This is a genomic window from Pseudomonas sp. LS-2 (assembly GCF_003605735.1).
Lineage (GTDB): Bacteria > Pseudomonadota > Gammaproteobacteria > Pseudomonadales > Pseudomonadaceae > Aquipseudomonas.
Map to the genome: position 1 here is coordinate 95121 of NZ_QXTJ01000043.1, position 16860 is coordinate 111980.

Genomic DNA, 16860 nt, shown 5'->3' on the forward strand with positions numbered 1-16860 from the left:
TGCGCGAAGGCGCTGATTCTCAAACGGTTTTTGGCACAGATTCATTGATTGCCCCATCGATGGAACTGCCCACCCGCCACGACCACTCAGAGCGCATGACCACGCTCAGAACCGTCCCATGAAAATCGCCGCCCCGACTGCGCCGCCCGCGTTGCACAGCCCTGCGCCCGCCCCCGCGAGCAATGCTGCCGCACCGGTCACACCGCCGCGTACCAATACGCCCAATATGGGAGGGGTCTCGCCGCAGCAGGTCTCGCGATTGGCCGCAGCGCTCGTCCAGCAAAACCGGGGGTTGAGCCAGCGCGAATTGATCGCCAGCAGTAACGCGCTGCAATCGCGAGCGGTGAAGCTCGGCGAGCTGTATTCATTGCTGATGGGCACCCAGGACACGGGGCTCGACGACGCGGCACGCAACCTGCGCAAGCAGTTGCAGAAACAGCGCGCTGCGAGCCTTGCGCAGATCCTCGGTTTTGCCGACGGCGACCCGGCAAAGGCCCATGTGGTGCTCCAGGCGGCCAGGAAACAGGCGCAAGCCGACGGCGCCACCGGCGAGCACGTGGTGCTGACCCAACAACTCAAACTGTTGCGGCGCAAGTACGGCAAGCGTGCGCGCGCGGGGCTCAACAACACCAAGGCGTTCGCCCGATCCGGTCTGGACAGCAAGCGCCGTGGCGCCCTGCGCAACCTGTATGGCGTTGCGGTCTCTGGACAGCAAAACATCACCGGGATGATCGACGCGCTGCTCAGCGAGCAGGAGCAGGCCGGCGAATTCGAGCTCAACCTCAAAGACATGCGCAGCGCCATCGCCGACGATCTGTCCGCCCTGACACCCTCGACCTCCCCCCAGCAACTGCGCACCCTGATGCACGGCCTCAACACCGCGCGTCACGTCGCGACCCTGTTGCAAGGCTGCGAACACCTGCTGGGGCGCATGCGCAACAAGAACCCGGTCCTGCAAGTCGACCCGGCGGCCTTCCTCAAACACCTGCTGGCGCTCTCGGGCAAAGGCATGAGCCTCAACGAAACCCTGCAACTGACCCAGCACATCGGCGGCCAGCAGCTCAAGCATCAGCTCGCTTTCCTCAACGGCCTGCGCCCGATGCTGCAACAACTGCCGATCCTGCTCTGGCGTGACATGAAAAGCCGGCAGAACGCACTGGGCAACCTGCTCATTCTCATGGCCGAACTCACTCGGCAGGAACAGAACCAGCTCCAGGGGGGCCTCGCCTGATGGATCGTGTCATCAACCTGCTCAACCAGCTTGCTTTGGCCGCCATGCGCCGCTCGGAAATCGTCGGCGCCTTTGTGGTGATCGCCATCGTGTTCATGATGATCACGCCGCTGCCCACCGGGCTTGTGGATGTGCTGATCGCCATCAACATCTGCATCTCCTGCCTGTTGATCATGCTCGCGATGCACTTGCCCCGGCCCCTGGCGTTCTCGACGTTTCCGGCGGTGCTGCTGCTGACCACCATGTTTCGCCTGGCGCTGTCGATTTCCACCACGCGCCTGATCCTGCTCAACCAGGACGCAGGACACATCGTCGAGGCGTTCGGTCAGTTCGTCGTCGGCGGCAACCTGGCGGTGGGCATGGTGATCTTCCTGATCCTCACGGTGGTCAATTTTCTGGTGATCACCAAAGGCTCCGAGCGGGTGGCCGAAGTCGGCGCGCGCTTCACGCTGGACGCCATGCCCGGCAAGCAGATGTCCATCGACAGTGACCTGCGCGCCAACCTGATCAGCGTGCATGAAGCCCGTCGTCGCCGTTCGGAGCTTGGCAAGGAAAGCCAGCTGTTCGGGGCCATGGACGGGGCCATGAAGTTCGTCAACGGCGACGCCATCGCCAGTCTGATCATCGTCGCCATCAACATGATCGGCGGCATCGCCATCGGCGTGGTGCAGCACAACATGAGCGCCGGCGACGCGTTGCAGGTGTACACCGTGCTGACCATCGGCGACGGTCTGATCGCGCAGATTCCGGCGCTGCTGATTTCGGTCACCTGCGGCATGATCATCACCCGCGTGCCTGATGAAGACCGCGCCGAAGCCAACATCGGCCGACAGATCGCCGAGCAGATCACCAGCCAGCCGAAGGCCTGGATCATCGCTGCCGTGGCGATGCTCGGGTTCGCCGCCCTGCCCGGCATGCCGACGGCGGTGTTCATCGTCATCGCGATCATCTGCGGCTGCGGTGGGCTGTTGCAGCTGCAACGGGCCAGACCCCAGGCCGAACAGGCCCAGGCGGTGGCCGTGGCGCCAGAGATGAACGGCCGCGAAGACCTGCGCACGTTCTCCCCCAGCCGTCAGTTCGTCCTTCAGTTCCACCCCAGCCAGAACCCGGCACAGGTCGAGGCGCTGGTCAGCGAGATTCGTCAGCGCCGCAACCGGCTGGTGGTGCAATACGGCCTGACGCTGCCGTCGTTCATCATCGAGCAGGTCGAGCACCTGCCGGCAGACGAGTTCCGCTTTTCGGTCTACGAAGTGCCGCTGCTCAAGGCGACCTTCACCCAGAGTCATGTCGCGGTGGATGCGCGACTGCTCGAAACGTCACCCGACAGCGCGGTGTATGCCAGCAGCGAGCGTCAGGAAGGCCAATGGGCGTGGTTGCCGGCTGACGCGCCCGAGTTGCAGGACCAGAAGGTCGAGCGGGTCGACGCCATGACCCTGATCATCGAGCGCATGGAGCGCGCGTTGCAGTCGTGCGGCCCGCAGTTCATCGGTTTGCAGGAGACCAAGGCGATCCTCGGCTGGCTGGAGAGCGAGCAGCCTGAACTGGCCCAGGAGATGCAGCGCGTCCTGCCCCTGGCGCGGTTCTCGGCGGTCTTGCAGCGTCTGGCCTCGGAGTGCGTGCCGCTGCGGGCCATTCGGGTGATCGCCGAAACCCTGATCGAGCACGGCCAGCATGAACGCGAAGTAACGGTGCTGGCCGATTACGTGCGCATCGCCCTGAAATCACAGATCTACCATCAGTATTGCGGCGCTGAAGGCTTGCTGGTCTGGGTGTTGACCCCGGAAAGCGAAGGCGTCCTGCGCGATGCGCTGCGTCAGACCCAGACCGAAACCTTCTTTTCCCTGGACAACGACACCAGCCAGCTGCTGGTGCAACAACTGCACTATGCCTTCCCGCAGCGTACCGCCGAACAGGCCGTGCTGCTGGTGGCGCAGGACTTGCGCAGCCCCCTGCGCACCTTGCTGCAGGAAGAGTTCTATCACGTGCCCGTGCTGTCTTTCGCCGAAATCAGCAACGCGGCACAGGTCAAGGTGCTGGGCCGCTTCGAACTGGATGACGACCTTGAGGACGGCTACGAAGACGAGCACGACCATCGCCTCGATGAGATGGACAGCGAGGACGCCGCTTGAGTACCTGGAGAATCGCGCATGTTTGAATTACGGGTATTGACCGGCCTGCATCAGGGCGCTGCGCTGCCGTTGGTGGGTGAGCAGTGGGCAATCGGTTCGGATGCCGAACAGGATCTGGCGCTGCACGACCCCGGCGTCGAACCGCTGCATTGTCGACTGCAACGTCAGGGCGAACGTTGGGTGTTGAACGCCGCCGACGGCAGCATTTGGGACGAGGAAGGTCATCCCCATGCCACCACCGCGCTGATGCCCAACACGGCATTCGTGCTGGGCTCGGTGTGGCTTTGCGTCTCCCCCGCCGAACATGCCTGGCCGTCGGTTCCGGCGCTCTTCCAGGCGCCGGGGCCTGAGCCACAGCCCGACCCCGTCACCAGTGCGCCGCCGCTGGAAAAAGTCGAAGCCCGCTCGCGAATTCTCAATCGCACCACCGGGATCGTCATCGGAGTTTTGCTGGGCATCGCGGGCAGTGCCTGGAGCCTGACCCGCAGCGCAGGCGTCGCGCCAGATTCGGTTCCCGTCACGGCGGCCGCTCAGCCTTCCACCACGGCGCAAGCCAATGCAAAAGCCAACGCCAAACCCACCGTAGAACCGGCACACAAACGCATTCAACTGGCCAGCGTCGCCGACACCCGACGCCAGCTCAATACCATGCTCAGCGACCGCCTGCTCAGTGAGGTCAATGTGCAGCAGACCCCGGAAGGACTGGCCTTGAGTGGCAATCTCAACGCCGAATCGCAGCGGGTTTATCAGCGCATGCTGCAACGCTTCAAGGACCGGTATGAGTCGCCCGTCGCACTGATCGACAACGTCAGCACCTCCAGCAACGGCTTGCCGTTCACCATCGTGCAGATCATGTCGGGCCCTCACGCGCACCTGGTCACGGCTGACGGTCATCGGCTGTACATCGGCGATGAACTGGAGGGCCTGCGCCTGACCCGCATCGACGACAAAAGCATACAGTTCGACGGCGACCGGCACTACGAGGTGAACTGGTGAACGCGGCGCTCGATCAATGGAAATCCGCCCATGCGCGGCGCCTGAACGCCTTTTCTGCGGTGCAGGTCAGCGGTCGCGTCAGTGCCGTCAGCGGAATTCTGCTGGAGTGTCAGATTCCAGCGGCGAAAGTGGGTGACCTGTGCGAAGTGAGCAAGGCCGACGGCAGTAACATGCTCGCGGAAATCGTCGGGTTCACCCGTGACTGCACGCTGCTCAGTGCCTTGGGGACGCCGGACGGCGTCCAGGTCGGCGCGCACATTCGCCCCCTCGGTATGGCCCATCGCATTGGCGTCGACGACAGCCTGCTGGGCAGTGTGCTCGACGGTTTCGGCAGGCCGTTGCTGGAAGGTTCGCAAGGTGCCTTTGCCGGGCCCGACGACCGTCGCGTGACATTGCCGGTGATCGCCGACGCACTGCCGCCCACTCAGCGCCCGAGGATCACCAATGCCCTGCCCACCGGTGTGCGCGCCATCGACAGCGCCATTCTGCTGGGAGAAGGTCAACGGGTCGGACTGTTCGCCGGGGCCGGTTGTGGCAAGACCACGCTGATGGCCGAACTGGCGCGCAACATGGCCTGCGATGTGATCGTCTTCGGGCTGATCGGCGAGCGGGGTCGCGAACTGCGCGAGTTTCTCGATCATGAGCTGGACGCCACGTTGCGCAGCCGCTCGGTGCTGGTGTGCGCCACCTCCGATCGCTCGAGCATGGAGCGGGCCCGGGCGGCGTTCACTGCAACGGCGATTGCCGAGGCGTATCGGGAACGCGGCATGAAAGTGTTGTTGCTGCTCGACTCCCTGACCCGCTTCGCCCGCGCCCAGCGTGAAATAGGCATCGCGGCGGGCGAGCCCCTGGGTCGCGGGGGCCTGCCGCCTTCGGTGTACACCTTGTTGCCGCGTCTGGTGGAGCGTGCGGGGATGAGCGAAAACGGCTCGATCACGGCGCTGTACACCGTGCTGATCGAGCAGGATTCGATGAACGATCCGGTGGCCGATGAAGTGCGCTCGCTGCTGGACGGCCACATCGTGTTGTCGCGAAAACTGGCCGAGCGCGGTCACTACCCGGCCATCGACGTGCAGGCCAGCATCAGCCGGATCCTCAGCAACGTCACCGGCCGCGAACACCAACAGGCGAACAACCGGTTGCGGCGGCTAATGGCGGCCTATCGGCAGGTGGAAATGCTTCTGCGCCTGGGCGAGTACCAGCCAGGTGGTGATCCCGTGACCGATTGCGCGGTGCAGCTCAACGAACCGATCAACGCCTTTCTGCGTCAGGACCTGCGCGAACCGGTACCGCTACAGGACACCCTCGACGCGTTGATGCAACTGACTGCGCAGTTGCCGGAGTGACGCAATGAACGCCGCCTCCTCTGGCACACCCCGCCCCCCTGTAGCAGTCCGGCTTGCCGGCGGTGACGGACGTGAGAGCGCTACCGCCGGCAAGCCGGACGGCTACGGCCTTCGGCCCGAATCAAAAGCCGTTGCGCCACACATTGATGTTCTCCGGGAGATTGCTCGATGGACCAAGACTCAGAAATCGACCCTCAACGCCTGGCGCTGGAGCAGGTGATTGGCGTGCTCACGCCGTTGCGACAGCACCGTCAGGCCAGCGCCGAGCGCGCTCAACGGCGGGCGCAACAGGCGCTGGAGGCGATGCAGGCGCAGTTGCAACAGAAGCGCGAGTCCCTGACTCAGGAACGGGACAACCAACGCGAACGGCGTCAGACGCTGAGCAAGGCGAACCTGAAGAAATCCATGTCACTGAGCGACCTGGACCGATGGCATGAAAAGGAAAACCGCATGCTCGACCGTCTGGCCTACCTGCGTCAGGACATGCAGCGCCAGCGGTCGAGTCTCGATGAGCAACAGGTACGTCTCCAGCAGGCCCGAGACGCGGCGAAAGCTTCGCAGCGCGCCGTGGAAAAGCTCGCCTGCCTGGCCGAAGCCCTCAGTGAACAAGGTTGAGCCGTCATGAACAGTCCGATCAAAGCCCCACCCCACCTGCGTCCTCAAGCCCGGCCGAGCCCCGCGACGAGCGAACCGCCCGTCAGCAACAATCGCCCGTTGTCTGGCAATCCGCGTCGCGGGGATCTCGAACGTCTGCGCCCGGCCTGGAACCAACCCGCTCAACAAGAAACTCTGAACGCTGACGGGCTGTTTTTCTCGCAATTGCTGGTGCCGCCGGTGAGCGAGGAGCCTGATCATTCCGGGTTTTCCGGCAGCGGCTTCAATCTGTTGCCGCCCGGCGATGGGGTGCCGACGCAACTGATCGACGAACTGGCGCAGCGCTTGCCAAACCTTCCCGACGGTCCGTTCAACGTGACCTTACTGATGCCCCACCTGGGCAAAGTGCAGGTTAATGCCAACAAGCACGCCAACCACTGGAACATCGAGCTGGGCTTTGCCCGCAAAGGGCTGATCAAGCGCCTGCAACCCCACCAGCGCGCCTGCAAAAACGCCCTCGCCGACGCCTTGGGGCAGGACGTCGATCTGTCTTTTCATGAGGAGCTTCAGGCATGAGCGCTCTGTCTCTGCGCAAGGTCGGCGCCACCGACGCCCTGCTCAGTCGCCGCCTCGGTGCAGGGGTCAGCCTGACGTTTTGCACTCAGGGAACGACTGGCGAACTGAGCCTTCGCCCCCTTCCCGGCAACCCCATGGCCGACCACCCCGTCACCTGGTTCGCCAGCGCAGCAGGTCCCATTGGCCTGAGCGATGCCGACGCCGTGCTGAGCCTCCTCAGCGAACTTCCGGTCAGCCTCGCCGGAGATCATCAACCCTGGTATTGGCAGGTCATCAATCAGCGCTTGCGTGCGCCAATCGCGGAACTGCTTTGCCCCCTTGAGCCACTCAGCGATATCACTGCACTGCCTGCTGCCGTGATGACCTGCCGAATACAGGTGCTGTGGGGCGATCAGTCGCTCAACGGCCTGATTCGTGCCGAGGCCCGGACACTGTTGCGCTTGCTGGACGCTGCTCCCTGGGTTGCCCATCGGCAAGCCCTCGACGAACAGTGGCCGGTCAGCCAGCCGCTGGAACTGGGGCAGTTGTCGTTGACCCTGGCGCAACTGGCCTCGCTGCAACCGGGCGATGTGCTGCTGGCGCCACTCAGTCATTTCGACAGCGACGGCAATGGCCGCCTGCAACTGGGAGGCCGGCAATGGGCAGTGCAGACCGACCGCCACGAACGGCAGCTGTATCTGCGGTTCAGCCACGAGGAAGCCCTGGAACATGGCCAATGAAGCGCTGTACGACGAACAACTGGACATCGCGCCTGACGATGAATACGAAGAAGCGCCTCAGGCCAATGGTGATGACGATGACCTTGCCGAAAAACGCATGCCTGCCGAATCGCAGTGGCACGACGCCGCTGACGAGCAGCCAGACAACGCCCATCACGCGGCCGAGGAACCCGAGCCCCTCGACGCGCTCGACCAACTGCCAATGGCCCTCACGCTGCGTTGCGGCAACCTGAATCTCACCTTGGGGGAACTGCGCCGCATCGCCGCCGGAAGCGTTGTCGAAGTCAACGGCGTGACGCCCGGCCACGCCACGCTGTGCCATGGCGAACGGGTGGTGGCCGAAGGCGAACTGGTGGATGTCGAAGGCCGGCTGGGCCTGCAGATCACCCGGATGGCGACGCCGGCATGATCATGGACGGGATGAACCCGGTACTGCTGGCGCTGTTCCTTGGTGCCTTGTCGCTGATTCCATTTTTGCTGATCGTGTGCACGGCGTTTCTCAAGATCGCCATGACCCTGTTGATCACTCGCAATGCCATCGGCGTCCAGCAAGTCCCGCCGAACATGGCGATGTACGGCATCGCGCTGGCCGCGACGATGTTCGTCATGGCGCCCGTCGCCCATGAAATCCAGCAGCGGGTTCATGAGCATCCGCTGGAAATGGGCAGCACCGACAAACTGCAAGCCAGCGCCAGCACCGTGATCGAACCGCTGCAACGCTTCATGACCCGCAACACCGATCCGGACGTGATCGCCCATCTGCTCGACAACACCCAACGCATGTGGCCCAAAGACATGGCCGACCAGGCAACCAAGAGCGATCTGCTGCTGGCGATTCCGGCCTTCGTGCTGTCCGAGCTGCAGGCCGGGTTTCAGATCGGCTTTCTGATCTATATCCCCTTCATCGTCATCGACCTGATCGTCTCCAACCTGCTGCTGGCGCTGGGCATGCAGATGGTCTCGCCGATGACCATTTCCTTGCCGCTCAAATTGCTGCTGTTCGTCCTCGTGCAAGGCTGGACGCGTCTGCTGGACAGCCTGTTCTATTCCTATATGTGAGGCGGTCATGGAAGCGTTGGCGTTGTTCAAGCAGGGCATGTTTCTGGTGGTCATTCTCACCGCCCCGCCGCTGGGCGTCGCGGTGCTGGTCGGGGTGATCACCTCGCTGGTGCAGGCCCTGATGCAGATTCAGGACCAGACCCTGCCCTTCGGCATCAAGCTGGCGGCGGTCGGCCTGACCCTGGCGATGACCGGACGCTGGATCGGGGTCGAACTGATTCAGTTCATCAACATGGCGTTCGACTTGATTGCCCGCTCTGGAGGCGCGCACTAGATGCCGTTCGATGCACAGGGGTTGTTCGAACTGATGCTGGGCATGGGCCTGGCCACGGCCCGCCTGTTGCCGTGCATGATTCTGGTCCCGGCGTTTTGCTTCAAATACCTCAAGGGTCCGCTGCGTTATGCGGTGGTGCTGGTGGTGTCGATGGTTCCGGCGCCCGCGATCAGCCGCGCGGTGTCGTCATTCGAGGATGACTGGTTTTCCATCGGCGCCCTGCTGCTCAAGGAAGCCGTGTTGGGGACGTTATTGGGTCTGTTGCTGTACGCGCCGTTCTGGATGTTCGCCTCGGTCGGTGCCCTGCTCGACAGCCAGCGCGGCGCGTTGAGCGGCGGGCAGTTGAACCCGGCGCTGGGCCCGGACGCCACACCGCTGGGCGAGCTGTTTCAGGAAACCCTGATCATGCTGGTGATCCTCTCCGGTGGCCTGTCGCTGATCACGCAGGTGATCTGGGACAGCTATCAGGTCTGGCCGCCCACCGCCTGGTTGCCCGGCATGACGGTCGATGGCCTGAACGTGTTTCTCGAACAGCTGAACCAGACCCTGCAACACATGATGCTCTATGCCGCGCCGTTCATTGGTCTGCTGCTATTGATCGAAGCCGCACTGGCGATCATCGGGCTGTATGCGCAGCAACTGAACGTGTCGATCCTCGCCATGCCCGCGAAAAGCATGGCCGGCATCGCCTTCCTGCTGATCTACCTGCCCACCCTGCTGGAACTGGGCAACGGCCAGATTCTGCAACTGGCCGACCTCAAGCACCTGCTCACCCAACTGGTGCCGGTGCCATGAGCGAAAAAACCGAAAAGGCCACGCCCAAACAGCTGCGCGACGCCCGCGAAAAAGGCCAGGTCGGGCAGAGTCAGGACCTGAGCAAACTGCTGGTGCTGCTGGTGGTCAGCGAGATCACGCTGGGCCTGGCGGACGAAAGCGTCGCCCGCCTGCAACACCTGATGTCGCTGTCGTTTCAGGGCATCGGCAAGCCGTACATGCACACCATCGAGCAGGTCGCCAGCGAAGGTGCGACGGTGCTGATCGGGTTCATTCTGAGCAGCGTCGGCATGGCGATGCTGATGCGACTGGTCGGCAGCTGGATGCAGATCGGCTTTCTGTTCGCCCCCAAGGCGCTGAAAATCGACATCAACAAGCTGAACCCTTTCGCCCACGCCAAGCAGATGTTCTCTGCGCAGAGCCTGACCACGCTGCTGCTCAGCGTACTCAAGGCGACCGCGATTGCTGCCACCCTGTATGCCGTGGTCAAACCGTCGCTGGGGGCGCTGATTCTGTTGTCCAACACGGACCTGACGACCTACTGGCATTCACTGTTGCAGCTGTTCCGGCACATCCTGCGGGCGACCCTGGGTCTGTTGCTGGTAATCGGCATCGTCGATTTCGCGCTGCAGAAGTACTTCCACGCCAAGAAGCTGCGCATGAGCCACGAGGACATCAAGAAGGAATACAAACAGTCCGAGGGCGACCCGCACGTCAAAGGCCATCGCCGGCAATTGGCCCACGAGTTGTTGAACCAGGCCCCGACCGCACCGCCCAAACCGGTGGAAGACGCCGACATGCTGGTGGTCAATCCCACGCATTACGCCGTCGCGCTGTATTACCGCCCCGGCAAGACGCCATTGCCGTTGATCCATTGCAAGGGCGAGGACGACGACGCGCTGGCGCTGATCGCCCGCGCGAAGAAGGCCGGGATTCCGGTGGTGCAAAGCATCTGGCTGGCGCGCACGCTGTACAAGGTCAAACCGGGCAAACACATCCCTCGCCCGACCTTGTTGGCAGTCGCGCATATTTATCAGGTGGTGCGTCAACTGGAAGAAGTGACCGATGAGGTGATTCGGATCGAGGAGGATTAACTTCTGTATGAACACCGCGATCTTTTGCGGGAGCCGGCTTGCTGGCGGCAGCAATCTTGATCGTTCCCACGCGCTCTTGATCGGCGAGGCATTCCCACGCTGGAGCGTGGGAACGATCATCGCGCCACGCCGCAAACTCTGTAGCAGTCCGGCGATACAGAGCACCAGCCGGCCTCACGGCATCGGGCGGGATTCCTGGGACATGAACTCGGTGATCCGCGAACGCAACCAGCGCTCGGCCGGGTCGTTGTCGTGGACGCCACTCCAGACCATCGACAGTTCAGCAGGCTCGATCGGGAACGGCGGGTCTTCAGCCCGCAGCGCGCAGCCCTCGACCAGCGCGCAGGCCGCATAATCCGGCACCGTGGCGATCAGCTCGGTTCCGGCCAGCAACGCCCGCAAGCCGCTGAACTGCGGCACCGCGACCACCACCCTTCTCGCCCGTCCGACCTTCGCCAGGTCCAGGTCGATATTGCCGCTCAGGTCTCCCGAGAATGACACCATGGTGTGCGGGCGTTCGCAGTAATCGTCCAGGCTCAGGGTGCCGGGACGTTTGTCGCCGCGCAGCACTTTGCAGCCGATGTCCCGCAGCTTCTTGCGTTTGGCGTTGGCCGGCAGATCGGTGGTGTAGCTGATGCCCACCGAAATTTCTCCCGACGCCAGCAAGGCCGGCATCAGCAAGTAGTTGGCGCGGCGCACGACGACGATGATCCCCGGCGCTTCTTCGCGCAGCTGGTTAAGCAGCGGCGGGAACAGCCCGAATTCGGCATCGTCGGACAGGCCCAGACGGAAGATATCGCAGCTGGTGGCCGGGTCGAACTCCTTGGCGCGGCTCACCGCGCCGGAAATGGTGTCCAGCGCCGGTTGCAGCTCCTTGAGAATGTCCAGAGCCCGGGCGGTGGGCTCCATCGCCCGGCCGTTGCGCAGCAGCAACGGGTCGTCGAACAGATCCCGCAGGCGTGCCAGCGCGGCGCTGATCGCCGGTTGTCCCATGAACAGCTTCTCCGCCACGCGGGTCAGGTTGCGTTCGAACATCAGCGATTCGAAGATCACAAGCAGGTTCATGTCGACGCGGCGCAGGTCGTTGCGATTCATTGGGCGATTCCGGGTTGCTATGGAAAGAGGCGCGAGGCGGTCACAGGCTCCTCAGGTATACACCCTCCTGCGTATCGACAATTGAACAAATGTGCTTTGTTCGGTCCGACACTGTGATCCACGGACAATCGCGCGTCACGTCGGGTCGGGCTCAATCGGCGCCGCACACCCTCTTGCGCGCCATCGACCGCCGCCAACTGAACGGGGTCACGCCGACCACCCGGGTAAAGACCCGAGTGAAATGCGACTGATCGGCGAATCCGCAATCCAGGCTGATCTGCGAGATGGTCAGCGCAGACTCGCCGAGCAACCCCATGGCTTTGTCCAGGCGCATCTGCAAATACCAGTCACGAGGCGAAACCCCAGTGTTCTTTTTGAAGGCTCGGGAGAAATGGCTGCGCGAGAGCGAGCACTCGCTGGCCACACGGGCGATCGACAGTCCCTTGTCCATCTGACTGGACATCAATTCCTTGGCTCGACGCTCTTGCCACGGCGACAGCGCCACACGGTCAACCGGGGCGCTGTTGCTCTGAACTTCGTTGCCAGCGGTCAGATGCGCGGTCACTTCGCGCACCACTTGTTCAAGCAGCTCGGGTTCGGCGGTCGGCAATGACCGCAAGGACACCAGCAGCGAGCGAAACAGTGACGGGTCGATAGCATTCATCCGGGCTCTCCAGCTCACAGGGGGGCGGTCTGGTGAGTCTGGTTCTCCGGAACCTTAAAGTCCTTTTCGGAGTATTAAACGTTCTGAATGGTTACTAATAAAACCCCTTGAAGGCGGCGATCTGCATGCATTCAGAAGGTTTAAGGCGCCCACCAAAGACTTGCCGGTTCGCCAGGACTAAGGTCATCGACCTGACCCGGTTCGCTGCGAGGGATGCAAGTGACCACCCGATACGTTGCCGGCATCTCGATCCCCGATAGCGCGATGGCCCGCGCCGCGACCGAGTTGATGCGCGAGACCCAGTCACGGCTGCTGTTCGATTCAGCCCTGCGCACCTTTGTCTTCGCCAGTCTGCTGGGCAGAAGCCATGCGCTGCATCATGACGCTGAGCTACTGTACGTCGGTGCGCTGTTTCTGCGCATTGGCGTCACGGCGCTCTATCGCCATTCGCAACAGCGTTATGAAGTCGACAGCGCCGACGCAGCGGCCGAGTTTCTGCGCGGCTACGGACGGGCGCGGGATGACATTGCCCAAGTCTGGGATGCCGTCGCCCTGCACACCACCCCCGGCATTCCACAACACAAACCGACCCTGCCCGCGCTGTTGTCGGCGGCGGTGGAGACCGACCTGTTCGGCACCCATTGTCAGCGACTCTGCCCCGGTGTCCTGCCCCGGGTGTTGAGCGCCTACCCTCGAGAACCGGGTTTCAAGATCAAACTGCTGGACACCCTGGCCCGAGGACAACTGCACCGCCCACAAAGCACGCTCGGCACCATCAATGCCGACGTGCTGTCGTTTCACGACCGCCATGTGAAAGTCGGGTTCTGCGAGCGGCTGCTGGCGTCCAAATGGCCGTATTGACTGGGTCTTTCATCGCTCTCACACAATTCCCTGCGGGAGCCGGCTGGCTGGCGAATGCGTAAGGTCTGTCACATTGACGTCGACTGACCCACCGACATCGCGGGCAAGCGCGCTCCTACGATGTTTTGGCTCAATTCAGAAGCCCGGTGAGCCACAAAGCTAAGGTATTGCAGGACACACCGAACGGCTTCTGCCCGGAGGGCGTGGGAGCCTGACTTGTCGGCGATCTGGCGCGAAGCGGCAGCAAAACCTGCGTGTGCGGTGTGCCTGATGCACCGAGCTGGCTGATCTGACTGCCGGTGCCCGGCAGATCGCCGACAAGTCTGGCTCCCACGCCTTCGGCAGAAGCGGGATTGCGGTGTGGTTCGAGCTTTTGATTCTGGCCGAAGGTTGGGGGAGATTGCTGGCGAATGCGTAAGGTCTGTCACATTGACGTCGACAGACCCACCGCAATCGCGGGCAAGCGCGCTCCTACGATGTTTGGGCTCAATTCAGAAGCCCGGTGAGCCACAAAGCTGAGGTATTGCAGGACACACCGAACGGCTTCTGCCCGGAGGGCGTGGGAGCCCGACTTGTCGGCGATCTGGCGCGCAGCGGCAGCAAAACCTGTGCATGCGATGTGCCTGATGCACCGAGGTGCCTGATCTTAATGCCGGTGCCCGGCAGATCGCCGACAAGGTGGAGCGGCGCNGATGCACGGAGGTGCCTGATCTTAATGCCGGTGCCCGGCAGATCGCCGACAAGGTGGAGCGGCGCGCCGACGAAGGACGCCGGGCTCATGATCGTGCGACGCGCTGCGTCGCCTCCCGGGCCTAAAGCGCGTTGCGCTCGGCGCCGTGCTCTGCCGCGGGCAAGGTGAACACGAACGTGGCGCCGCCATAACGGGCGGGCATGACATGCAGTTGGCCGCCATGGGCGTGGACGATCGAGCGACAGATCGCCAGCCCCATGCCCATGCCTGTGTCCTTGGTGGTGAAGAAGGCGTTGAACACCTTGTCCAGATGCTCGGCGTCGATGCCAGGTCCGGAGTCCTCGACGCTGATCACCAGATAGTCAGCCCCGACCGCCTGGCTTTCGATCGACAGCCTGCGCAGCACCTGATCGCCGGGGCTCATGGCGTCCACGGCATTGAGAATCAGGTTCAGCACCACCTGTTGCAATTGCAGGCTCGAACCGTAGACCTGCAGCGGTGAACGGGTCAGGTGCGTGGTCATCAGCACCCGCTGCTGTTCCACCTCAACCTGGGTCAGCGCCACGACATGCCGGATCACGTCGTTGATCAACAGCCGACGTCGATGCTGCTCGCCCTGCTGCGCCAGCGATTGCAGCGCATTGACAATCGCGCCGGCGCGCCTGCCGTCCTTGACAATGTCACGCAGCCCCGACAGCGCTTCGTCGATCTTCGGCGTTTCGCGATTGAGCCAGCGCAGGCTGGCCGCCGCATTGGACACCATGGACGCCAGCGGCTGGTTGATCTCGTGCGCGATGGAGGCAGCCAGTTCCCCCATCGCCGTGGCCTGCGACACCTGAGACAACCGGGCCCGCGCATTGCGCAGCGCTGTTTCGACGCTCTGACGTCGGGCGTTCTCTTTGAACAACTGCCGTTGCAGACGCGCCGTTTCCAGCGACACCGCCGCCTGCCCCGCCAGCAGCTCCAGCACACCGGTGCGGCTGTCCGTAAACACGCCTGGCGTCAGGCTGTTCTCCAGATACAGCATGCCGATCAACTGACCCTGCTTGAGCAGCGGCAGGCACAGAACCGAGCGAACCGTGCGCGCTTTGAAGAACTCATCGGCGCCGAAATACCCATCGGTACTGACGTCTTCGACCACGATCCGCTGATGGGTACGCATCACTCGATACAGGACTGACAGCGGCAGATGCTGTTTGCCGGGCGCCCTTTCCATGAGTTCAATCCCAAGACCCGTGTCGCGAATCCGGGCAATGGCGCAGAGCACCGGCGCGTCGTTTTGCACCAGCAACAACAGCCCCCGCTGCGCTCCGGCCTGAATGATGGTCGTGCTCATGAGCATTTCGATCAGTCGATCCTGCTGCGTCTCCTGACTCAATGCGCGTGCGGCTTTCATCACCGACGCCAGGTCCAGCGTATCCTGGCCGCCGGGAATCGTGATCGAAGCACGGGCGTCCGGCATCACCGGCAACTCATCCACTGGCATGCCCGGGTGCGCGGACGGCTGAGGCTGTTGGAGATCGAGGTCGCAAACGTCCTGATATTGCTGCCACTGGCGGCTGCACGCGTGCAAGTCGGCCAACAGGATCGCGGCACTCTGATAGCGCTCGTCCGGGTTCTTGGCGATCAGCCTGAACACCAACTGTTCCAGCGCAGGGGGAATGTCGCCGCGATACAGGCTAAGCGCCGGCGGCTGGCGCGCCACCTGGCAATACACCCATTCCACGGCATCGCGGGCGTCGAAGGGCAAACGCCCCGCCAGCCACTCGTAGAAGGTCATGCCCAGCGAGTACAGGTCGCTGCGCGCGTCGGCATGGCGTTCCACCCGGCGCGCCTGCTCCGGTGACATATACGCCAGGGTCCCGCAGATCGAGTCCGATACCGGCAGCATGCCCAATGGCCCGGTCTGAACACTGAGTTCGAAACCGCGCAACCGCACCACGCCGTCGGCGTCTTCCACGATGTTTTCGGGCTTGATGTCGCGATGCAGCAGACCGCTGGCATGAACGTCCGCCACCGCAGCTGCGGCGCCGGTCGCCAGGTGCAAGAAACGCTCGATGGAAAGGGGCTCGAAGCCCTCATGGGCCAGGCTCCCCGCCGTCGGCATATCGGGGCCCCCGGCAGTCATTCTGTCAGCGCACCGATCCGTTCATGCATTTTCAGCAGCTCGATCACGTTGCGTGCGTGCATTTTCGTCATGACGTGCTTCTTGTGAACCTTCGCCGTGACTTCGCTGGTGCCCAGTTCCACCGCGATCTGCTTGTTCATCTTGCCGGTGATCAGGAGCCCCATGACCTGCTTCTCCCGCGGGGTGAGGCTGTTGAAGCGCTCCTTGAGGTTGCAGGTCAGGCAACGCTCGGCCAGATTCAGCGCGTCGTTGGCCAGGGCCTCACGCACCAGATCCAGCAGTTGTTCGGGCTCGAAGGGTTTGGTCAGGAATTCATGGGCGCCGGCCTTGATGGCCCTCACCGACATGGCGATGGTGCCGTAGCCGGTCATGAAGATGATGGGAAACTGTTGACCCCGGGCCAGCAGCTCTTCCTGCAGGTCGAAACCGGTGCCTTGCGCCAGATTGACGTCCAGCAACAGACAGGTCGGCGCTTCGTCGAAGGTTTGCGCAAGGAACACCTCGGCGCTTTCGAACACGCTGCAGGCAATGTCCTCGGAACTCATCAATCGCTGCAGCGCGGTGCGAATGGCGGCATCGTCGTCAACCACATACACCCTGGGTGTTGCTCTCATAAATCCTTCCGTCGA

The 16860-nt window shown here is 63.0% G+C and carries 18 protein-coding genes; 13 read left to right on the top strand and 5 right to left on the bottom strand.

Features of this window, described 5'->3' with window-relative positions; all coding sequences use genetic code 11:
* Positions 1–118: 118 nt before the first annotated feature.
* From sctW to sctU, 12 genes are all read left to right on the top strand, one after another.
* On the top strand, positions 119–1231 hold the full coding sequence (gene sctW / locus D3M70_RS27770) for a type III secretion system gatekeeper subunit SctW (protein ID WP_256660010.1): 1113 nt from the start codon (positions 119–121) through the stop codon (positions 1229–1231).
* Positions 1231–3360 (top strand): type III secretion system export apparatus subunit SctV, encoded by a 2130-nt coding sequence (sctV, locus tag D3M70_RS27775; protein WP_120129075.1) that lies wholly within the window; start codon positions 1231–1233, stop codon positions 3358–3360. The genes sctW and sctV overlap by 1 nt, the downstream gene beginning before the upstream one ends.
* Positions 3361–3378: 18 nt before the next feature.
* Positions 3379–4356 carry a type III secretion system inner membrane ring subunit SctD gene (gene sctD, locus D3M70_RS27780; RefSeq protein ID WP_120129077.1) on the top strand — a complete coding sequence of 326 codons (978 nt, stop codon included), beginning with the start codon at positions 3379–3381 and terminating at the stop codon, positions 4354–4356.
* Positions 4353–5702, top strand: a complete 1350-nt coding sequence (locus tag D3M70_RS27785; protein ID WP_120129079.1) for a FliI/YscN family ATPase — start codon at positions 4353–4355, stop codon at positions 5700–5702. Before sctD ends, D3M70_RS27785 begins: the two co-directional genes overlap by 4 nt.
* 168 nt (positions 5703–5870) lie before the next feature.
* A complete protein-coding gene (locus tag D3M70_RS27790) occupies positions 5871–6317 on the top strand; it encodes a YscO family type III secretion system apparatus protein (protein WP_120129081.1) in 447 nt (148 codons plus the stop codon).
* 6 nt (positions 6318–6323) lie between these two features.
* Positions 6324–6872: a type III secretion system HrpP C-terminal domain-containing protein gene (locus D3M70_RS27795; RefSeq protein WP_256660012.1), complete on the top strand. Its 549-nt coding sequence runs from the start codon at positions 6324–6326 to the stop codon at positions 6870–6872.
* Positions 6869–7591: a type III secretion system protein gene (locus D3M70_RS27800; RefSeq protein ID WP_120129083.1), complete on the top strand. Its 723-nt coding sequence runs from the start codon at positions 6869–6871 to the stop codon at positions 7589–7591. Before D3M70_RS27795 ends, D3M70_RS27800 begins: the two co-directional genes overlap by 4 nt.
* On the top strand, positions 7581–8000 hold the full coding sequence (locus tag D3M70_RS27805) for a FliM/FliN family flagellar motor switch protein (protein ID WP_120129085.1): 420 nt from the start codon (positions 7581–7583) through the stop codon (positions 7998–8000). Before D3M70_RS27800 ends, D3M70_RS27805 begins: the two co-directional genes overlap by 11 nt.
* Entirely contained in the window at positions 7997–8650 is a 654-nt protein-coding gene (gene sctR, locus D3M70_RS27810; RefSeq protein WP_120129087.1) for a type III secretion system export apparatus subunit SctR, read from the top strand. The genes D3M70_RS27805 and sctR overlap by 4 nt, the downstream gene beginning before the upstream one ends.
* Positions 8651–8657: 7 nt before the next feature.
* Positions 8658–8924: a type III secretion system export apparatus subunit SctS gene (sctS, locus tag D3M70_RS27815; protein WP_110948095.1), complete on the top strand. Its 267-nt coding sequence runs from the start codon at positions 8658–8660 to the stop codon at positions 8922–8924.
* On the top strand, positions 8925–9719 hold the full coding sequence (gene sctT / locus D3M70_RS27820; RefSeq protein WP_120129089.1) for a type III secretion system export apparatus subunit SctT: 795 nt from the start codon (positions 8925–8927) through the stop codon (positions 9717–9719). It begins immediately after the preceding gene.
* A complete protein-coding gene (gene sctU / locus D3M70_RS27825; RefSeq protein ID WP_120129091.1) occupies positions 9716–10792 on the top strand; it encodes a type III secretion system export apparatus subunit SctU in 1077 nt (358 codons plus the stop codon). The genes sctT and sctU overlap by 4 nt, the downstream gene beginning before the upstream one ends.
* A gap of 174 nt (positions 10793–10966) precedes the next feature.
* On the opposite strand, the gene D3M70_RS27830 is transcribed toward sctU, so the two are convergent.
* Both D3M70_RS27830 and D3M70_RS27835 read right to left on the bottom strand, forming a co-directional pair.
* Complete coding sequence (locus D3M70_RS27830) at positions 10967–11887, bottom strand: LysR family transcriptional regulator (protein WP_120129093.1); 921 nt, start codon at positions 11885–11887, stop codon at positions 10967–10969.
* 151 nt (positions 11888–12038) lie between these two features.
* Entirely contained in the window at positions 12039–12551 is a 513-nt protein-coding gene (locus D3M70_RS27835; RefSeq protein ID WP_120129095.1) for a helix-turn-helix domain-containing protein, read from the bottom strand.
* Positions 12552–12770: 219 nt separating this feature from the next.
* Here D3M70_RS27835 and D3M70_RS27840 point away from each other — a divergent pair, with 219 nt between their 5' ends.
* Entirely contained in the window at positions 12771–13412 is a 642-nt protein-coding gene (locus D3M70_RS27840) for a phosphohydrolase (protein WP_256660013.1), read from the top strand.
* 486 nt (positions 13413–13898) lie between these two features.
* Here the strand turns inward: D3M70_RS27840 and D3M70_RS32415 are convergent.
* The 3 genes from D3M70_RS32415 to D3M70_RS27855 all read right to left on the bottom strand — a co-directional run.
* Positions 13899–14102 (bottom strand): hypothetical protein (locus D3M70_RS32415; RefSeq protein WP_218568457.1); only part of this gene is annotated, 204 nt, incomplete at its 5' end.
* 122 nt (positions 14103–14224) lie between these two features.
* On the bottom strand, positions 14225–16231 hold the full coding sequence (locus D3M70_RS27850; protein ID WP_120129101.1) for an ATP-binding protein: 2007 nt from the start codon (positions 16229–16231) through the stop codon (positions 14225–14227).
* Positions 16228–16845 (bottom strand): response regulator transcription factor, encoded by a 618-nt coding sequence (locus D3M70_RS27855; RefSeq protein WP_120129103.1) that lies wholly within the window; start codon positions 16843–16845, stop codon positions 16228–16230. Before D3M70_RS27855 ends, D3M70_RS27850 begins: the two co-directional genes overlap by 4 nt.
* Between the last annotated feature and the right edge of the window lie 15 nt (positions 16846–16860).